Source organism: Microbacterium radiodurans (assembly GCF_008710705.1).
In the GTDB taxonomy this organism is placed as follows: Bacteria; Actinomycetota; Actinomycetes; order Actinomycetales; family Microbacteriaceae; genus Microbacterium; species Microbacterium radiodurans.
The window spans coordinates 199,309-215,654 of sequence record NZ_VYRZ01000002.1 but is presented as its reverse complement, the minus strand read 5'-3'; the positions used below and the strand labels follow the sequence as shown (position 1 = coordinate 215,654).

General features: G+C 71.8%; 13 protein-coding genes. 8 read left to right on the top strand and 5 right to left on the bottom strand.

The features are described 5' to 3' along the window. Nucleotides 1-14: 14 nt before the first annotated feature. Nucleotides 15-482, bottom strand: coding sequence for a MarR family winged helix-turn-helix transcriptional regulator (locus tag F6B42_RS06785; RefSeq protein WP_150418877.1), 468 nt, complete (start codon nucleotides 480-482; stop codon nucleotides 15-17). Between the two features lie 114 nt (nucleotides 483-596). Here F6B42_RS06785 and F6B42_RS06780 point away from each other — a divergent pair, with 114 nt between their 5' ends. The 6 genes from F6B42_RS06780 to F6B42_RS06755 are packed head-to-tail and all read left to right on the top strand — an operon-like array spanning nucleotide 597 to nucleotide 5,682. Then, on the top strand, nucleotides 597-1,652 hold the full coding sequence (locus F6B42_RS06780) for a polyprenyl synthetase family protein (protein WP_150418876.1): 1,056 nt from the start codon (nucleotides 597-599) through the stop codon (nucleotides 1,650-1,652). Then, a complete protein-coding gene (locus tag F6B42_RS06775; RefSeq protein ID WP_191089298.1) occupies nucleotides 1,649-2,515 on the top strand; it encodes a phytoene/squalene synthase family protein in 867 nt (288 codons plus the stop codon). The genes F6B42_RS06780 and F6B42_RS06775 overlap by 4 nt, the downstream gene beginning before the upstream one ends. Further along, the gene (gene crtI, locus F6B42_RS06770) at nucleotides 2,512-4,155 is read left to right on the top strand and encodes a phytoene desaturase family protein (protein WP_150418875.1); all 1,644 of its coding nucleotides are present in this window, start codon (nucleotides 2,512-2,514) and stop codon (nucleotides 4,153-4,155) included. The genes F6B42_RS06775 and crtI overlap by 4 nt, the downstream gene beginning before the upstream one ends. Further along, complete coding sequence (locus F6B42_RS06765; RefSeq protein ID WP_396652457.1) at nucleotides 4,152-4,511, top strand: lycopene cyclase domain-containing protein; 360 nt, start codon at nucleotides 4,152-4,154, stop codon at nucleotides 4,509-4,511. Before crtI ends, F6B42_RS06765 begins: the two co-directional genes overlap by 4 nt. Continuing rightward, nucleotides 4,508-4,810 (top strand): lycopene cyclase domain-containing protein, encoded by a 303-nt coding sequence (locus F6B42_RS06760; protein ID WP_150418874.1) that lies wholly within the window; start codon nucleotides 4,508-4,510, stop codon nucleotides 4,808-4,810. Before F6B42_RS06765 ends, F6B42_RS06760 begins: the two co-directional genes overlap by 4 nt. Beyond that, a complete protein-coding gene (locus F6B42_RS06755) occupies nucleotides 4,807-5,682 on the top strand; it encodes a prenyltransferase (protein WP_150418873.1) in 876 nt (291 codons plus the stop codon). Before F6B42_RS06760 ends, F6B42_RS06755 begins: the two co-directional genes overlap by 4 nt. Nucleotides 5,683-5,852: 170 nt before the next feature. Here the strand turns inward: F6B42_RS06755 and F6B42_RS06750 are convergent, their stop codons facing one another. Both F6B42_RS06750 and F6B42_RS06745 read right to left on the bottom strand, forming a co-directional pair. Then, entirely contained in the window at nucleotides 5,853-8,780 is a 2,928-nt protein-coding gene (locus F6B42_RS06750) for a UPF0182 family membrane protein (protein ID WP_150418872.1), read from the bottom strand. Nucleotides 8,781-8,832: 52 nt separating this feature from the next. Beyond that, nucleotides 8,833-9,966, bottom strand: coding sequence for a YlbL family protein (locus tag F6B42_RS06745; RefSeq protein ID WP_150418871.1), 1,134 nt, complete (start codon nucleotides 9,964-9,966; stop codon nucleotides 8,833-8,835). A 125-nt stretch (nucleotides 9,967-10,091) separates the two neighbouring features. Between F6B42_RS06745 and F6B42_RS06740 the strand changes: the two genes are divergently transcribed. After that, a complete protein-coding gene (locus tag F6B42_RS06740) occupies nucleotides 10,092-11,525 on the top strand; it encodes a zinc-dependent metalloprotease (protein WP_150418870.1) in 1,434 nt (477 codons plus the stop codon). A gap of 746 nt (nucleotides 11,526-12,271) precedes the next feature. On the opposite strand, the gene F6B42_RS06735 is transcribed toward F6B42_RS06740, so the two are convergent. Both F6B42_RS06735 and nudC read right to left on the bottom strand, forming a co-directional pair. Continuing rightward, on the bottom strand, nucleotides 12,272-14,026 hold the full coding sequence (locus tag F6B42_RS06735) for an ATP-dependent helicase (RefSeq protein WP_223878393.1): 1,755 nt from the start codon (nucleotides 14,024-14,026) through the stop codon (nucleotides 12,272-12,274). Next, on the bottom strand, nucleotides 14,023-14,922 hold the full coding sequence (gene nudC / locus F6B42_RS06730; protein WP_150418868.1) for an NAD(+) diphosphatase: 900 nt from the start codon (nucleotides 14,920-14,922) through the stop codon (nucleotides 14,023-14,025). Before nudC ends, F6B42_RS06735 begins: the two co-directional genes overlap by 4 nt. A gap of 65 nt (nucleotides 14,923-14,987) precedes the next feature. On the opposite strand from nudC, the gene F6B42_RS06725 reads away from it, so the two are divergent. Further along, nucleotides 14,988-16,310 (top strand): phosphotransferase, encoded by a 1,323-nt coding sequence (locus F6B42_RS06725; protein ID WP_150418867.1) that lies wholly within the window; start codon nucleotides 14,988-14,990, stop codon nucleotides 16,308-16,310. Nucleotides 16,311-16,346: the final 36 nt, after the last annotated feature.

The window sequence follows — 16,346 nt, the reverse complement described above, 5'->3', positions numbered from 1 at the left end:
CGCTCGTCGGCGGATCAGTCGGCGACGAGCGCCCCGCCCATCTCGTCGAGGAACCGCACGATGACATCGATCTCGTCATCGCTGTAGGGCTCGAGCGCGGCCCGCATGTGGGCCATCCGCGCGCCGAAATGGCGGAAGAAATCGGCCCGAGACGATTCGGTGAGCTTGATGACGAGAGCGCGACGATCGTGCGGATGCGGCTCCCGCTCGACGAACCCCTCGTGCGAGAGCCGATCGAGGAGCTTGGTCGTGGACGCGCTCGAGATGCCGAGGTGGCGCGCGAGGTCGTGCGGCTTCACCAGTTCGCCCCGCCCCTCGCGGATGATGAGCATCCGGAGCGCCGAGAGGTCCGTCGCGTTCATGTCCATGTCGCCGCGCAGACCCGTGTGCATGCGATCCATCGCATCGCTGAAGGCGCGGACGGCCTCCAGGGCGCGACGGACGGTGCGCGCGCGACCGGCGGTGAGCTGCGGGTCAACCATGTGGACACCGCCCTCCGCTCGTGGCATCATCGATTAAACGCTAGTTAAGCTAGCAAATGCCTCGTCGGACGGCTAGCACCTGACACGGTCGACCGGCAGACCTGGATGGTGACGATGATCTCTGTGCCCGACTCAAGTATGTCGGCGATCGACGATGCCGTTCGCGCCGCCATGTCGAAGCTGGCTTGCCGGGCCCTCCCGCGGGGCGCCTCGGCCCTCGCCCTCATCGACGCCGCAACGCGCGCCGCCGCAGGCGGCAAGCGCTTCCGGCCGGCCCTCGTGGTCGCCGCGTTCGAGGCCTTCGGCGGCGACGCGGACTCCACGCCCGGCCTCTGGGACGTGGCCGCCGCCTTCGAGCTCCTCCACACCGCGTTCGTCATCCACGACGATCTGATCGATCGCGACACCGAGCGCCGCGGCGAACCGAATGTCGGCGGCACGTTCCGGGCGCGCGCGCGTGCACACGGGATCGACGAGCCGGAGGCCGGACGCATCGGCGACGCCGCGGCCGTCCTCGCCGGCGACATCCTGCTCTACGAGGCGACGCGACTGGTCGCCATGGCCGACGTCCCCGCAGCGGTTCGCTCCGCCCTCTTCTCGCTCCTGGACGACGCGGTCCTGGTCTCGGCCCTGGGAGAGCTCGCCGACGTGGAGCAGGCGATGACGCCGGACGAGCCCGACACCGCCCACCTGCTGTCGACCGCCCACGACAAGACGGCGGTGTACTCGTTCTGCGCACCGCTCGCCGCCGGCGCTGCTCTCGCGGGCGCCGACGAGGGCGACCGCGCCCTCCTGATCGCCGCGGGAGCGGATCTCGGACTCGCGTTCCAGCTCGTCGACGACCTCATCGGCACCTTCGGCGACGAGAAGCAGGCCGGGCGCATCTCGGGGGCCGACCTCCGCGAGGCCAAGCGCACGCCGCTCATCGCGCTCGCTCGCGACAGCGCGGCGTGGCCGCAGGTCTCGACCGCGCTCGCGCTCGCGCCGACCGGCCCCGTCGCGATCCAGGCCGCCCAGCGGGAGCTCGATGCCAGCGGTGCCCGCGAGCGGCTCGTCACCCTCATCGGACACACTCTCGGCTCGGTGCGGCGTCGCATCGCGGAGCTGCCCGATCCGCCTCGTACGCTGATCGAAGACATCACCACCGCCATCGAAGGACGCATTCCGTGAGCCCCGATTCCACCGGCCTCGATCTGTACGACCGCACGGCCCGCGAGGCCGCCGCGGTCGTCATCGGGTCGTACTCGACGTCGTTCGGCATGGCCGCGCGCCTCCTCGGCCCGCGGGTGCGCCCGCACGTCCGCACCATCTACGCCCTCGTGCGCGTCGCGGACGAGATCGTCGACGGGTCGGCGACCGAGGCTGGGATGCCGCCGTCCGCCCAGCGTCGGGTGCTCGACGCCCTCGAGACCGAGACCCTGACCGCGATCGACGAGGGCTTCAGCGCGAACCTCGTCGTGCACGCCTTCGCCCGCACGGCGCGCGAGTGCGGAATCGGCGCCGATCTGATCTCCCCGTTCTTCGCGTCGATGCGCACCGACCTCGACGTCGCCTCGCACGATGCCGCCTCGCACGAGGCGTACGTCTACGGCTCGGCCCAGGTCGTCGGCCTGATGTGCCTGCAGGCCTTCGTCAACGCGGGCGGGGCGGTCGCTCATCCCGCGGATCCCGACCTCGTCGACGGCGCCCGCCGGCTCGGATCGGCCTTCCAGGACGTCAACTTCCTCCGCGACCTCCCGCACGACGTCGACACGCTCGGCCGCGACTACCTCGGCGTCGGGACGGCGGCCTCCCGCGAGGACGTCCTCGATCGCATCGATGCCGACCTCGACGCCGCCGCGGCGATGATCCCCCGGCTCCCCGGCGACTGCCGGCGGGCCGTCACCGCCGCCCACGACCTGTTCGCCGCGCTCTCTCGCCGCCTGCGCCGCGCGGGGGCCACGCGTGAGCGGGTCCGGGTGCCGGGTCCGGTGAAGCTCGGACTCGCCGCCCGGGCGACCGTCGGCGCCGCTCCGCTGCGAGCTCACTCATGAGCCGCCCCAGCAGCGCCGTGACCGGCTCGCAGCGCGTGGTCGTCATCGGCGGCGGCATCGCAGGACTCGCCACCGCGGCCCTTCTCGCCGAAGAGGGCCACTCGGTCGTCGTCGTCGAGGCCCGGGGCGAGACCGGCGGCCGGGCCGGCTCCTGGGAGCACGACGGATTCCGCTTCGACACCGGCCCGAGCTGGTACCTCATGCCGGAGGTGTTCGACCACTTCTTCGCGCTCCTCGGCACTTCCGCTGCGGCCGAGCTCGACCTCGTGCCGCTCTCCCCCGCCTACCGCGTGTACGGCGAGCCCGAGGGCACCGGACCCGCCGAGGCGGTCGACGTCGTCTCGGGGCGGGCCGAGGCGACGGCCCTCTTCGAAAGTCGCGAGGCCGGCGCCGGCGACCGGCTCGCGGACTATCTCGACTCGGCCGGGGATGCCTACGACCTCTCCGTCACGAAGTTCCTCTACGACACCTACGCGTCGAGCGAGGGCTTGCGCGACCCCGACCTGCTGCGTCGTCTGCCGACGCTCGCACCGCTGCTCACCCGCTCGCTCGTCCGTCACATCGAGTCTCGGTTCGACGATCCGATCCTCCGTCAGATCCTCGGCTATCCCGCTGTCTTCCTCGGCTCCTCCCCCTACGACGTCCCGAGCCTCTACCACCTGATGAGCCACCTCGACCTCGACGACGCGGTGCTCTATCCGCGCGGCGGGTTCACCGAGGTCATCGCGGCGATCGAGCGCCTGGCCGTCGCCCGCGGCGTCGAGGTGCGCACCGGCATCCCGGTCGCCCAGATCCTCACCGGCACCGATGGTCGGGCCCGCGGGGTCCGGCTCGCCGACACCACCGAGCTCGACGCCGACATCGTCGTCTCGACGGCCGATCTCCACCACACCGAGACCGTTCTGCTGCCGCCCGACCAGCGCTCGTACCCCGAATCATGGTGGCGCAAGCGGACACCCAGCTTCGGCGCCCTGCTGGTGCTCCTCGGCGTCGAGGGCGAGCTTCCCGAGCTCGCGCATCACACGCTGCTGTTCACGCGCGACTGGCGCGAGAACTTCGAGGCGATCTCGGGCCGCGACGCGACGATCCCCGACCCGGCGTCGCTGTACGTCTGCCGACCGAGTGCGACCGATGACACGGTCGCGCCCGCGGGCGCCGAGAACCTGTTCGTCCTGGTGCCGATCCCCGCCGACCCGGCGCTCGGACGCGGCGGGGTCGACGGGGCGGGTGACGCGCTCATCGAAGCGGCGGCCGACCGCGCGATCGATCAGATCGCATCGTGGACGGGCGCCTCCGACCTGCGGGCGCGCATCCGCGTTCGTCGGACGATCGCCCCGGGCGATTTCGCAGCCGACCTCGGGGCGTGGCGCGGCAACGCCCTCGGTCTCGCGCACACGCTCGGGCAGAGCGCGCTGTTCCGCCCCGGAAACGCGTCGAAGAAGGTGTCCGGCCTGCTCTACGCGGGCGGTTCGGTGCTGCCCGGTATCGGTCTGCCGATGTGCCTCATCTCGGCGGAGCTCGTCGTCAAACGCCTGCGCGGCGACACGAGTGCCGGGCCGATCGCCGAGCCGATCGCCGATGAGGCCGCGATCGACGGCGGCGCGGACGCGGGAATCGCGACCGGCACGACGACGGCGTGACGGTGCCGGGACTGTACCTGCTGGCACTGGTCGTCTCCATCGGCGGCGTCGCGCTGCTCGACCGGCGGTTCCGCCTCGCGTTCTGGCGCGATCGGCGATCGACCGTGATCGCCACCGCGATCGGCACGGCGTTCTTCCTCGTATGGGATGCCGTCGGCATCGCGACCGGTGTCTTCGTCAAGGGCGAAAGCACGCTGCTGCTCGGTGTGGATCTCGCGCCGCACCTCCCGCTCGAGGAGCCGGTGTTCCTCGCGTTCCTCTGCTACCTCGCGCTCGTCTGCTTCGGAGCGGCGTCAGCGCGGGCGCGGCCGTCGGCGACGGAACCCCGCCGGAGCGGGGACGGGGGGCGCGGATGACCTATCCGCTCATCGTCATCCCGTTCGTGGTGATCACCGTCGTCGTCACCCTGGCGACGCGACGCCGCCCCCGCTTCGCCGCCCGGATGCGTGCGTCGGCACTGGCCGCGCTGATGCTGCTGGCACTCACGGCGGTGTTCGACAACGTCATGATCGCCGTCGGGCTCTTCACCTATCCCGAGGAGCATCTGAGCGGCATCCGGATCGGCCTCGCGCCGCTCGAGGACTTCGCCTACCCCCTGTGCGCCGCCTTCCTCATCCCCGCCGTCGCGACCCTGCTGGAGAAGAAGCCCCGATGACCGCCGCCTCGCTCCCGCGTCAGCTCGTCCTCGCCTCGCGCCCCGTGAGCTGGATCAACACCGCCTATCCGTTCGCCGCCGCCTACCTCCTCACGGCGGGCGAGATCGATCTCCTCCTCATCGTGGGGACGCTCTTCTTCCTCGTGCCGTACAACCTGGCGATGTACGGCGTCAACGACGTGTTCGACTACGAATCCGACCTCCGCAACCCGCGCAAGGGAGGAGCGCACGGCGCGGTCCTCGATCGCCGCCTGCACGCGCCGACGCTGTGGGCCGCGGGGCTGTCGTGCCTGCCCTTCGTGGTGTTCCTCGTCGCCGTCGGCTCCCCGCTGTCGTGGCTCGTCCTGGCTCTCAGCCTCTTCTTCGTCGTGTTCTACAGTGCGCCGCCGTTGCGGCTGAAGGAGCGACCGTTCGCGGATTCGATGACGAGCAGCATCCACTTCTTCTCCCCCGCCGTCTACGGCCTCGTGCTCGCCGACGCGGCCTGGACCTGGCAGCTCGCGCTCGTCATCGTCGCGTTCGCGGCCTGGGGCGTCGCCTCGCACGCCTTCGGCGCGGTGCAGGACGTCCTGGCCGACCGCGAGGCCGGCATCGCCTCGATCGCGACCGTGCGGGGGGCGCGCTGGACGGTGCGGTTCGCGCTCGCCTGCTACACCGTCGCCGGACTCGTGATGCTCGCCACGGCGTGGCCCGGTCCCCTCGCCGCCGTCGTCGCTCTGCCCTATCTCGTCGCGGTGTGGCCGTACCGGAACATCACCGATGCCACGTGCGAGCGCGCCACCGTCGGCTGGGGCCGCTTCCTGTGGCTGAATCAGGTGGCGGGATTCCTCGTGACCCTCCTCCTCATCTGGTGGTGGCTGCAGCGCCGATGACCGGCGCGCCGCCCGCGTGCTACGTCCGTCGGGCCGGTGGTGCGGATGCCGTCACCGGGATGGCTGCAGGCAACACGCGCACCAGGCCTCCGACGGACGTATCACGAGAGAACGGCTGAGGGCCCGGGGATGATCCTCGGGCCCTCAGCCGTCGTGGTGCGATGCGGGCCTCAGCCCTGGCCGTCGCCCTCCAGCTCGAGCAGGCGCTCGACGGCCTGCGTGAGCTTGTCCTCGGCCTGGCCGTACGCGGTCCAGTCGGCGTTCTGCAGAGCCGTGTTCCGCTCGGCGAGAGCGTCGCGCGCCTGGTCGAGCGCAGCCTGCCGGTCGAGGGTCGGAATGGTCGGCGTCGTGGTGCCGCCGCCGTCTGCCGGCTCGGTCGGGGTGGGGGTCGGCGTCGCGCCGTCACCCGGGACCGGATCGGGGATCACGTCGGTGTCGCCCGTGCTCGCACCGGAGTCGCCGCCGAAGAGGACATCGAGCGCCTCCTGCAGCGTGTTCTCGAACGCGACCTCGTCACCGAATCCGACGAGCACCTTCTGGAGCGTCGGCAGCTTGGTCGCACCCGAGGACTGGACGAACACCGGCTGCACGTAGAGCAGACCGCCGCCGACCGGAAGCGTCAGCAGGTTTCCGTTGATGACCTCGGACTGACCCTGCTGCAGGATGTTCGAGAACGACGAGACGTCGGGGTCGGCGTCGAAGGTGTTCTGCACCTGACCGGGACCCGGGACCGGCGTCTCGGCGTTGATCTCCAGCATCCTGAGCTTGCCGTACTCGCTCCCCACGACCCCGGCTTCGGAGCCCGCGTCGGAGTCGACCGACAGGTAGCCCATCAGGACGTTCCGGGTGTCCTGACCACCGGGGATGAACGACGAGAACATGGAGTACGAGGGCGACTCCTGGCCCGGCATCTTCATCGTGAGGTAGTACGGCGGCTGCAGCTGCGTGTCGAGCTGCGGGTCGTTCGGCGTCTTCCACGCGTTGTCGCGCGAGTAGAACGACTGCGCGGTGTCGACGTGGTAGGTCCCGAGCATCGCGCGCTGCACCTTGAACAGGTCGGTCGGGTAGCGCACGTGGCTCATCAGATCGCCGCTCATGTCGCTGATCGGCTTGAGCGTGTTCGGATAGACCTTCTGCCAGGCCTGCAGCAGCGGGTCCTCCGCATCCCAGGCGTACAGCGTGACCTCGCCCGAGTAGGCGTCGACCGTGGCCTTCACCGAGTTGCGGATGTAGTTGATGTTGTCGAGGGCCACGCGAGGCTGCGGGTTCGACGAGTCCGAGATCGCATCGCTCAGGCTGACGATCGACGAGTACGGGTAATTCGCGCTGAGCGTGTATCCGTCGACGATCCAGACGATCCGGCCGTCCACCACGGACGGGTACGGGTCGTTGTCGAGCTCGAGGTAGGGCGCAGCCTTCTGCACGCGCGTCGAGGGATCCCGGTCGTAGAGGATCTGCGACTGGTCGTTGATCGCGTCGGAGAAGAGGATGTCGGTCGACTGGAACTTCAGCGAGTAGATCAGGCGGTGGAACACGTCGCCGATCGAGGGGCCGCCGTCGCCGTCGAAGGTCGTCTTCGTCTGGCTCTCGCCCTCCTGACCGCGCGGGTAATCGAGCTCGATCGGGGAGGTGTCCTCTGGTGCGCCGACGATCGAGTAGGTCGGCGAGAACTCGCCGAAGTAGACGCGCGGCTCGTACTCCTGATCGAGGGTCAACTCACCCGAGGTGGGGATGCCGCGCTCGACGAAGACGGGGTTGCCGTCGGCCGTGCGCTCGTTGCCCTTGGCCGCGACCATGCCGTAGCCGTGCGTGTAGACGAGGGTCGTGTTGTACCAGGATGCGGCGTCGCCGAGCTGGTTCACGTTGAGCTCTCGCACCGACACGACGGTGTCCTGCGTCTGGCCGTCGATCTCGTAACGGTCGACGTCGAGGGGCTCGGCGAACTGGTAGTACGACCGGTACTGCTCGATCTGGCGGACGGTGGGTCCGATGATCGCGGGGTCCATGATGCGGATGGATGCGGTCGTGTCGGCGTCGGCGCGGAGCTGTCCGGGCTCGACGTCCGTGACCGCCTCGAAGTCGGTCTTCTCGAGACCGTCGATGTTGTACGCGGCCTTCGTGCTCGCGAGGTTCCGCTCGTAGAACTGCGACTCGAGAGTCAGCTGGTTCGGGCGCACCTGCACGTTGTTGACGAACCACGGGTAGGCGATGCCGACGACCAGCGACGAGACGATGAGGAGCGCCGTGCCGATGAGGGGATAGCGCCACCGGCCGATGACGGCGGTGACGAAGAACGCCACGGCGACGATCGCGGCTGCGATCGCGAGGATCGCCTGACCGGGGATGACGGCGTTCACATCGACGTACCCGGCGCCGGTGATGCGGTCGTTCGGCGTCACGAGGGTGCGGTAGCGGTCGAGCCACAGGCTCGCGCCCTGGATGAGCAGGTAGATGCCCGCGATGACCGCCAGCTGGATGCGGGCGGACTTCGAGATGCGCAGCTCGCGCTGGCCCACGCGGACCGAGCCGTACAGGTACGACACGAGAGCCGTCACGAGGAGGCAGACGATGACGACCGCCGACGCGAATCCGACGACCGCCGAGAGGAAGGGCATCGTGAAGAGGTAGAAGCCCGTGTCGAGGCCGAACTCGGGGTCGGTCGTGCCGGTCGAGACGCCGTTGAACCACAGCGCGACGGTCTCCCACTGGGCGGAGGCCGCGAAGCCGGCGAAGAATCCGAAGAAGGTCGGGATCCCCCACATGCCCAGGCGACGCAGCGGCTCGACGACCTCCTGGTAGCGGTCGAGCTGCGAGCTCAGCCGCGCGTAGACCGGCCGCAGCCGGTAGGCCAGCTGGATCGAGAGCCACACCGGCACCGCCATGGCGATGAAGCCCACCGCGAACATGATGACGCGCGCCACCCACTGCGTGACGAGAACCCCGTCGAAGCCGAGCTGGCGGTACCAGAGCCAGTCGGCGTAGAGGCTCGCGAAGACGAAGAAGGCCACCACGAGTGCCGCGATGACGGCGAGTGTGATGGCGATGGCACGGCGGGATCTGCTGGGTGTGGCCGGTGGCGGCGCTGAGGTCGTGGTCACCAGGCCAGTCTAGGCGGCGTGCGCTGTGCGGGAGCCGTGGGAGGGTGGCGGGTCACCCGGCGGTGCAGGTCGGCAGCGCGTCGAGATCGCCGTCCGAGGTGACCGCGTCGAGCGCCGTCAGCGCGTCGTCGAGGGTGCTCACCGAGAAGACCCGGAGTCCGTCGGGAACATGGCCGACGACCTCGCCGCAGTTCTGTTCCGGCGCGAGGAACCAGGTGGCCCCGGCCTCCTGCGCGCCGTAGAGCTTCTGCCGGATGCCGCCGATCGGCCCGACCTGGCCGGCGGCGTCGATCGTGCCGGTTCCGGCGAACCGCTCGCCGCCCGTCAGCTCGCCGGGCGTCAGCGTGTCGATGATGCCGAGAGCGAACATCATCCCGGCGCTCGGGCCGCCGACGTTGTTGAGCGCGATCGAGACGTCGATGGGGAAGTCGAAGTCCTGCATGATCGTGACCCCGATCACCCAGCGGTTCTCCCCGGTGGAGTCGTCCTGCTCCGGCGCGACGGTGACCGTCTGCTCCTGACCGTCCCGGTCCAACACGATCGTCAGCGCCGCGCCGTCGGCGGCGTTGATGGCGTCGCGAAGCGCCGTCGTGGTGGGGGTCGCGACGCCGTCGACGGAACGGATCACATCTCCCGCCTCGATAAGGCCCGCCGCCGGCGAGGTGCCGGTCAGGCCGTGGACGCGCACGAGCTCGCCGACGTCGTAGCCGAGCTCGGCGAGGGCGGCAGCCGTCGCCTCCTTCTGGGAGTCGACCATCAGGGCGGCGTTCTCCTCCTGGCGCTGCTCGGTCGTGACGCCCTGGGGGAAGATGTCGTCGATCGGCACGACGGCGCGGGCCGGGTCGAACCACGCGGCCGCCAGCTCGAACCACGATGGCGTCCGCTCGCGATTGCCGAGCACCTCGACCGTCAGCAGATCGAGGGTTCCCGAGGTCGGGTAGGTCTCGGCGCCCGAGATCGAGATGAGGGGCTGCTCGGCGCCGTCGCTCGTGGACGCCGTACCGAGGGTGTCGTAGACCGGCCCCGGTCGCTGGATCACGAACGAGGTCGGCAGCAGGGTCAGCACGAGCAGCGCGACGAGCGACAGCGACAGCGCCCACAGGCCCACGACCGCCGATCCGGCGAGACGCCGACGCGGCGGCGCCTCCGGCGCGGGCGTGGGCGTCGATCCCTCGAACAGTGACACGTTGAGCCTTCTTCTCCCGGTCGTTCGCGACCGGCGAAAGCGAGCGGGGCTCGATCGGACCGTGCGACGAAGTCGTGCGACTAGCGTAGAACGCGAGCCGACCGCCCTGCTGAAAGGCGCCTGACATGTCCGATGACGACCGCTCCCCCGAAGAGGAATTCCAGGAACTGCTGCGAGGTCTCCTCGGCGAGGGCGGCTCGCTCGGTCCCGAACAGCTCGAACGCCTCTCGGGCATGGGCGTGGACCCCGCGATGCTCCAGCAGGTCATGCGTCACCTGCAGGGCGCGTTCGCCGGTGGCGGCGAAGGCGGCATCGACTGGGGGGCCACGCGCACGCAGGCCCTGCACCTGGCGAACAAGGACGGGCACGGTATCAGCAGCGGCGACCGCCAGGACTTCAGCGAGGCGTTCGCGCTCGCGACGCTCTGGCTGAGCGAGGCGACGGCGATCTCCGACCTCACGACGGCGCCGCGCGCACTCACGCGCGGCGCGTGGGTGGAGGCGACCCTCCCGGTGTGGCAGGAGATGGCCGAGCCGGTGGCGACCTCGATCGCGGACGCCCTGACCGCGGCGCTCGAGTCTCAGGCCCCGGAGGAGATGCAGGGCATGATCGCGGGTGCCGGCCGGCTCATGCGGACGGTGGGAGGTTCGCTCTTCGCCGCTCAGCTCGGTGCGGTCATCGGCAAGCTCTCGCTCGAGGTGGTCTCCGGCGGCGACGTCGGGATCCCGCTCATGCCCGACGGCGAAGCGGCCATCCTGCCCCAGAACTTCGCCGACTTCGGCCGCGACCTCGAGATCGACGACGACCAGCTGGCGCTCTCGCTCGCCGCGCGGGAGCTCGCACACGCACGCCTCTTCCGTCACGCGCGCTGGCTGCGCCTCCACGTCATCTCGCAGGTGACCGATTTCGCCCGCGGCATCCACGTCGACACCGACGCCCTCGAGGGGCTCGCCTCGCGCTTCGACCCGTCCGAGCCCGAGGAGCTGCGGCGCGCGCTCGAGAGCGGCGTCCTCCTCCCCCAGCGCTCCGAGGCTCAGACGGCTGCGCTCACCCGGCTCGAGCATCTCCTCGCGACGATCGAAGGGTGGGTCGACGTCGTCGCCGCCGACGCGACGAACCGGCTGCCGAGCGCCGGGCGCATCAGCGAGGCCGTACGCCGCCGCCGGGCCGTCGGCGGACCCGCCGAGCAGGCGATGGCCTCGCTCGTCGGCCTGGAGCTGCGCCCCCGGCGCCTCCGCGAAGCCGCGGCGATGTGGCGGGCGATCACAGACGCCGTCGGGCGCGACGCGCGTGACAGTCTCTGGGACTACCCCGATCTGATGCCGACGCCCGACGACGTCGACGACCCGACCGGCATCATCGCGCGTCTGCAGGCGCGCGCTCGCGGCGAGGCGCCCGAGCGCGACGAGATGGACGACGCCCTCGAGGCCCTCCTCGCCTCGGCGGCCGACGACGCGGGATCGGAGACCGACACGGCGACGGACGCCGACGGCGCCACCGGCTCGAGCGGAGGTCACGAGCCGACGGATGACGGTCCCGCGGGGCCGCGTCCGGTCTGAGCGCGTCGCTCGGCGCATCCGCTGTGGACAGCCGCGCCCCGGGTCACGGGTCGCGACGCATGATCGTCGCATGCTCCGACTCGCGCCTTCCGCCCTGCCGTTGTGGCGAACACCGACCTCTCTGCAGCTGGGCACATTGGGCGAGATCGTCGTCGACGATGTCGCCCCGTGGCAGGAACGCCTGATCGACGCGCTGCACGGCGGCATCGCGGACGGGATGCTGCCGGCGCTCGCCGTCTCCATCGGCGCGACGCCCGAGGCGGCCCGGGCCTTCGTCGCCGGCATCGCAGCGGCGCTGACCCCGCCCGTCGACCCGCGGCATCCTCTCGTCCTCGACGTCGACGACCGCGTGCACCCCGACGACGTCCGGATCGCCTCGGCCGTGGCGGCTCTGCTCGACCCCGTCGACCCCGGCAGTGCCGGCCGGGGCGTGGGCTCCGAGCCGACCGGGACGATCGGCGCACCGCCCGTCGTCCTCGTCGGCGCCTACCTGATCGACCCGCGGCGTGCGGCGGCCCTGGTGTCGCGAGACGTCCCGCACGTGCCGGTCGAGCTCTCCGGCGACCTCGTGCGGGTCGGTCCCGCGGTCGTCCCGGGAGCGACGGCGTGCACGGCGTGCGTCCATGCCGCGCACCGCGACCGCGACGGCGCGTGGCCCGCCGTCGCGTCCCAGCTGCTGGCCCGGGCGGCCGGACCGACAGATCCGGCGCTCGTGGTGGCCGCCGTCGGGATCGCCCGTCGCCTGCTCAGCGTGCCGGCGACGGGCGTGACCCGCTCCGCGATCCTGCGGACGGGGGACGACGTCCCGCGCTGGGACGAGCACCGCCCGCATCCAGCGTGCTGGTGCCGATCTCCCGGACGAAGCGCGACACCTGTCGCTCGTGACGCCCCGATGTCCGCGCCCACGAGAGCGACAGGGTGAGCGCCGCCCGGGTGATCCCCACGTAGGCGAGACGACGTTCCTCGTCGACGTGCTCGAAGCTCGTCGCGTACGAGATCGGCAGCAGGCCCTCGGAGAGGCCGACGAGGTGTACATGCGGCCACTCGAGCCCCTTGGCGGCGTGGAGGGTCGACAGCGTGACGGTGCGCGTCGGTATCTCGTGCTGGTCCTTCGCGCGGGCCTGCAGGTCGTCGGTGAAGGCCCGCAGCGAGGTCCCGGCGGGCGCCTCCTCTGCGAGGCGCAGGAGTGCCGCGCGTGCCTCCCACGACTCCCGCAGCGGCCCGCCCGCAGCCGGCGGCTCCTCGGTCAGACCGAGCGAGGCGAGGACGGCGCGCACGTCGGCGACCAGGTCGCTCGTCGCCGGCGCGACCGAGGCGCCGCGCAGCGCCATGACGGCCTGGCGCACCTCGGGCAGGTCGAAGAACCGCTTGCCCCCGAGCACGGATGCCGCGATCCCCCGCCGGGACAGTGCGGCCAGGATCGGAGCGGACTGGGCGTTCGCCCGATACAGCACCGCGATCGACCGCGGATCCGCCCCGCCGGCGAGCTGCGCGGCGATCGCCCCGGCGACTCCGTCGGCCTCGGCCGCGTCGTCGTCGTACGCCGTGACGCGCGGGCGCGGATTGTCGGGGGCGTCGCGCTGCGGCTGCAGCTCGAGCGCGCCCGGACGCCCGCGCATGAGGGCGTTCGCCACGGCGACCACGGTCGCCTCGGAGCGGTAGTTGCGCTCGAGACGCAGCACGCGCGCATCCGGGAAGCGCGAACCGAAGTCGAGGAGGTATCGCGGATCGGCCCCGGCGAACGAATAGACCGTCTGACTCGCATCCCCCACGACGCACAGGTCGTGGCGATCACCCAGCCACAGCTCGAGCAGCCGGTTCTGCACCGGCGACACGTCCTGGAACTCGTCGACCGTGAAGTGGCGGTACTGCTCGCGCACCGCGGCCACCACGCGCGGCTCGGCCTCCAGCATCCCGGCGCAGGCGAGCAGCACGTCCTCGAAGTCCAGCTGCCGCCGCTCGTCCTTCAACTTCTCGTACGCCTCCTGCAGGGCGACCACCGCATCGAGCGAGAGGTGGCCGACGGCGTCGGGCCGCTCGCGCGCGTAATCCTCGATCGAGCGCATTGTGACCTTCCGCCACTCGATGCGGGCGGCCACGTCGCGGAGCGTGGCGGGATCGGCGTTCAGACCGACGGTGTCGGCCGCCTGCGCGAGCACACGCACCTTGCCGCTGAGGATCGTCGGCGCGGAGTCGCCGGCGAGCTGCGGCCAGAAGTAGTTCAGCTGAGCGAGGGCCGCAGCGTGGAAGGTGCGCGCCGCCACGCCCCCGACACCCAGGCTGCGCAGCCGTCCGCGCATCTCACCGGCGGCCTTCGCGGTGAAGGTGACCGCCATGACCCGGCCCGGCGAGTACGCGCCGGTGTCGACGCCGTGCGCGATGCGGTGCGTGATGACGCGCGTCTTTCCCGACCCGGCTCCCGCGAGGACGCAGACCGGACCGCGCAGCACGGATGCCGCCTGCCGCTGCTGCTCGTCGAGTCCGCTCAGCGGATCGCTCACGCGCCGCCCTCGCACCAGTCGCGGATGAGCCGGCGGGCGATCGATGCCGACCCGGGGAGTGCGACGGGCCCCGTTCCCGCGAGTGCGTCCGCGATCTCGGCGCGAGAGAACCATCGGACGGCCACGATCTCCTCGCCGTCGGGACGCGCCGCCGCCGGGTCGACCGCCGTGGCATGGAAGCCCAGCATGAGCGAACGCGGGTACGGCCACGCCTGCGACGAACGGTAGGTCGCATCGGCGACCTGCACGCCGGCCTCCTCGAGGAGCTCGCGCGAGACGGCCGACTCGAGCGATTCGCCGGCCTCGACGAAGCCGGCGAAGGTCGAGAAGCGCCCGGCGGCGGCCCACGAGGCGTTCTGCCCGAGGAGGATGTGCTCGTCTGCGGCGTCGCGCACCGCCACGATGATCGCCGGATCGGTTCGGGGGAACTGCTCGCGCCCGCACCCGGTGCACCGGCGCGACCACCCCGACTGGCGCAGCAGGGCCGGCGCGCCGCACCTCGGGCAGAACCCGAAATCGGCGAACCACCGGGCGAGCGCGACGGCCGTGACGAAGGCGGCCGCCTCGGTCGGGGCGAGGTCGCCGGCACTCATCCGGAGGGACTCCCACCCGGCGGCGCCCGTCTCGTCGGCGATCACGCCGGCGATCGGCGGGAGCGCCGCCACGAGCACCGCGTCGCCGTCCTCATCGCGTCCGAGGAACCCCCACTCGGCGGCCTCCGCCACATCCGCCGGCGCGCGCCACACCAGCGCACCGCCGCGCAGCTGGGCGCGGTCGCCGCGGACGGCGAGGACGCGTGTCGTCGGCGTGGCGCGCAGCCGCTCGATCAGGTCCGGCTGGGGCCGCTCGTCGGCGGCCGCGTCGAGGACGAATCCGCTCGGAGGCTGCGATGGCATCTCGGGGACCTTTCTCGCGGGCGTGGCGCGTCGGTCCGAGCCGCCGCCCGACCTACCCTGATTGCATGGCTCGCTCTCCCATCACTCTAGCCGCGTCGGTCACCTCGGCTCTCCCGCGAGCAGACGTCGTCGGCGCCGCCGAGCTGACCGAGGGAACCGGCGGTCGGTACGACAGCGCCCTCGTGACGCTGCAGGACGGCCGTCGCGTCGTCGTCCGGATCCCCGTGGACGCCGACGCGGACGCCGAGCTCGTCGCCGAGGCCCGCGCACTGCGCGCTCTCACGGCGGGCGTGCGCAGCCTGCTTCCCTTCGGCATCCCCTCGGCGCTGGGGACGACCACCGTCGATCGTTTCACGGCCCTGGTGCAGGAGTACGTCGCCGGGTACCGCGTCGACGCCGCGCACATCCCCGCCGGGCGCGGTGCCGCCTGGTCCCTGGGTGCGGCCATCGCGCGGGTCCACGCCCTCCCCGCGGCGGTGGTGACCGACGCCGCGCTGCCGGCGCGGACCAGCGCCGAGGTCCGTGCCGACGCCGAGAAGCTCCTCGACCGCGCCGAAGCCACCGGTTCCCTGCCCTTCGGGCTCCTCCGCCGCTGGAGCACCGCCCTCGGCTCGGACCGTCTCTGGCGCTTCGAGACGACGGTCACCCTCGGCGGTGTGGACCCCGCCAGCTTCGTCTTCCGCGACACCGACGCGGGTCCGACGGTCACCGGCCTGCTCGCGTGGCACGGCCTCGGCATCGGCGATCCCGCGCAGGACCTCCGCTGGCTCGCCTCGGCCCCCGAGGCGCGTGACGACGTGCTCGCCGCCTACGCTGACGCCTCGCGTTCCACGCCCGACAGCGCCCTCGCCGCTCGCGCCCGCCTCTACGCCGAGCTCGAGTTCGCACGGTGGCTCGCGCACGGCCACGAGGTCGGTGCGACGCGGATCGTCGACGACGCGGTGGCGCTCCTGACCTCGCTCGACGAGGGCGTGCGCGACGAGCCGCTCCTGTCGGAGTCGTCGGCCGGGGTGGACGATGCGCTGGAGATCCTCGGCCGCACGCCGTCGACGACCGCCGGGGCCGGCGACACGTCGATGCAGACCGACACGTACGACCCGGCGATGCTCGCGGCCTACATCGCCGACGACCAGACCGCCGAGCAGGCTGACATCGAGACCATCCCGATCGACCTCTCCGACTGGACCCCGGACGGATTCTCGGCGGACCGCCGGCCCGGTGAGTCCGCGAGCGCGGAGGATGCCGCGGGCGCGCCCACCGACGGGTCCGACAGCCGCGTCACCGACCGCGACGGTGGCGCCGGAGCCGCGGTGGGGCCCGAGCACGACGACCCGGAACACGCCGAGGCGGCGCGCAACGCCCTGCGTCGCTGGGCCGGCAGCGACTGACCGGTCCCGGCGGCGCCCGGACGAGGGCCGAGAGGC

Coding starts and splice junctions, on each gene's coding strand:
- F6B42_RS06785 (WP_150418877.1), bottom strand. CDS start 482: ATGGTTGACCCGCAGCTCACCGCCGGTCGCGCGCGCACCGTCCGTCGC.
- F6B42_RS06780 (WP_150418876.1), top strand. CDS start 597: ATGATCTCTGTGCCCGACTCAAGTATGTCGGCGATCGACGATGCCGTT.
- crtI (WP_150418875.1), top strand. CDS start 2,512: ATGAGCCGCCCCAGCAGCGCCGTGACCGGCTCGCAGCGCGTGGTCGTC.
- F6B42_RS06760 (WP_150418874.1), top strand. CDS start 4,508: ATGACCTATCCGCTCATCGTCATCCCGTTCGTGGTGATCACCGTCGTC.
- F6B42_RS06755 (WP_150418873.1), top strand. CDS start 4,807: ATGACCGCCGCCTCGCTCCCGCGTCAGCTCGTCCTCGCCTCGCGCCCC.
- F6B42_RS06740 (WP_150418870.1), top strand. CDS start 10,092: ATGTCCGATGACGACCGCTCCCCCGAAGAGGAATTCCAGGAACTGCTG.
- nudC (WP_150418868.1), bottom strand. CDS start 14,922: ATGCCATCGCAGCCTCCGAGCGGATTCGTCCTCGACGCGGCCGCCGAC.
- F6B42_RS06725 (WP_150418867.1), top strand. CDS start 14,988: ATGGCTCGCTCTCCCATCACTCTAGCCGCGTCGGTCACCTCGGCTCTC.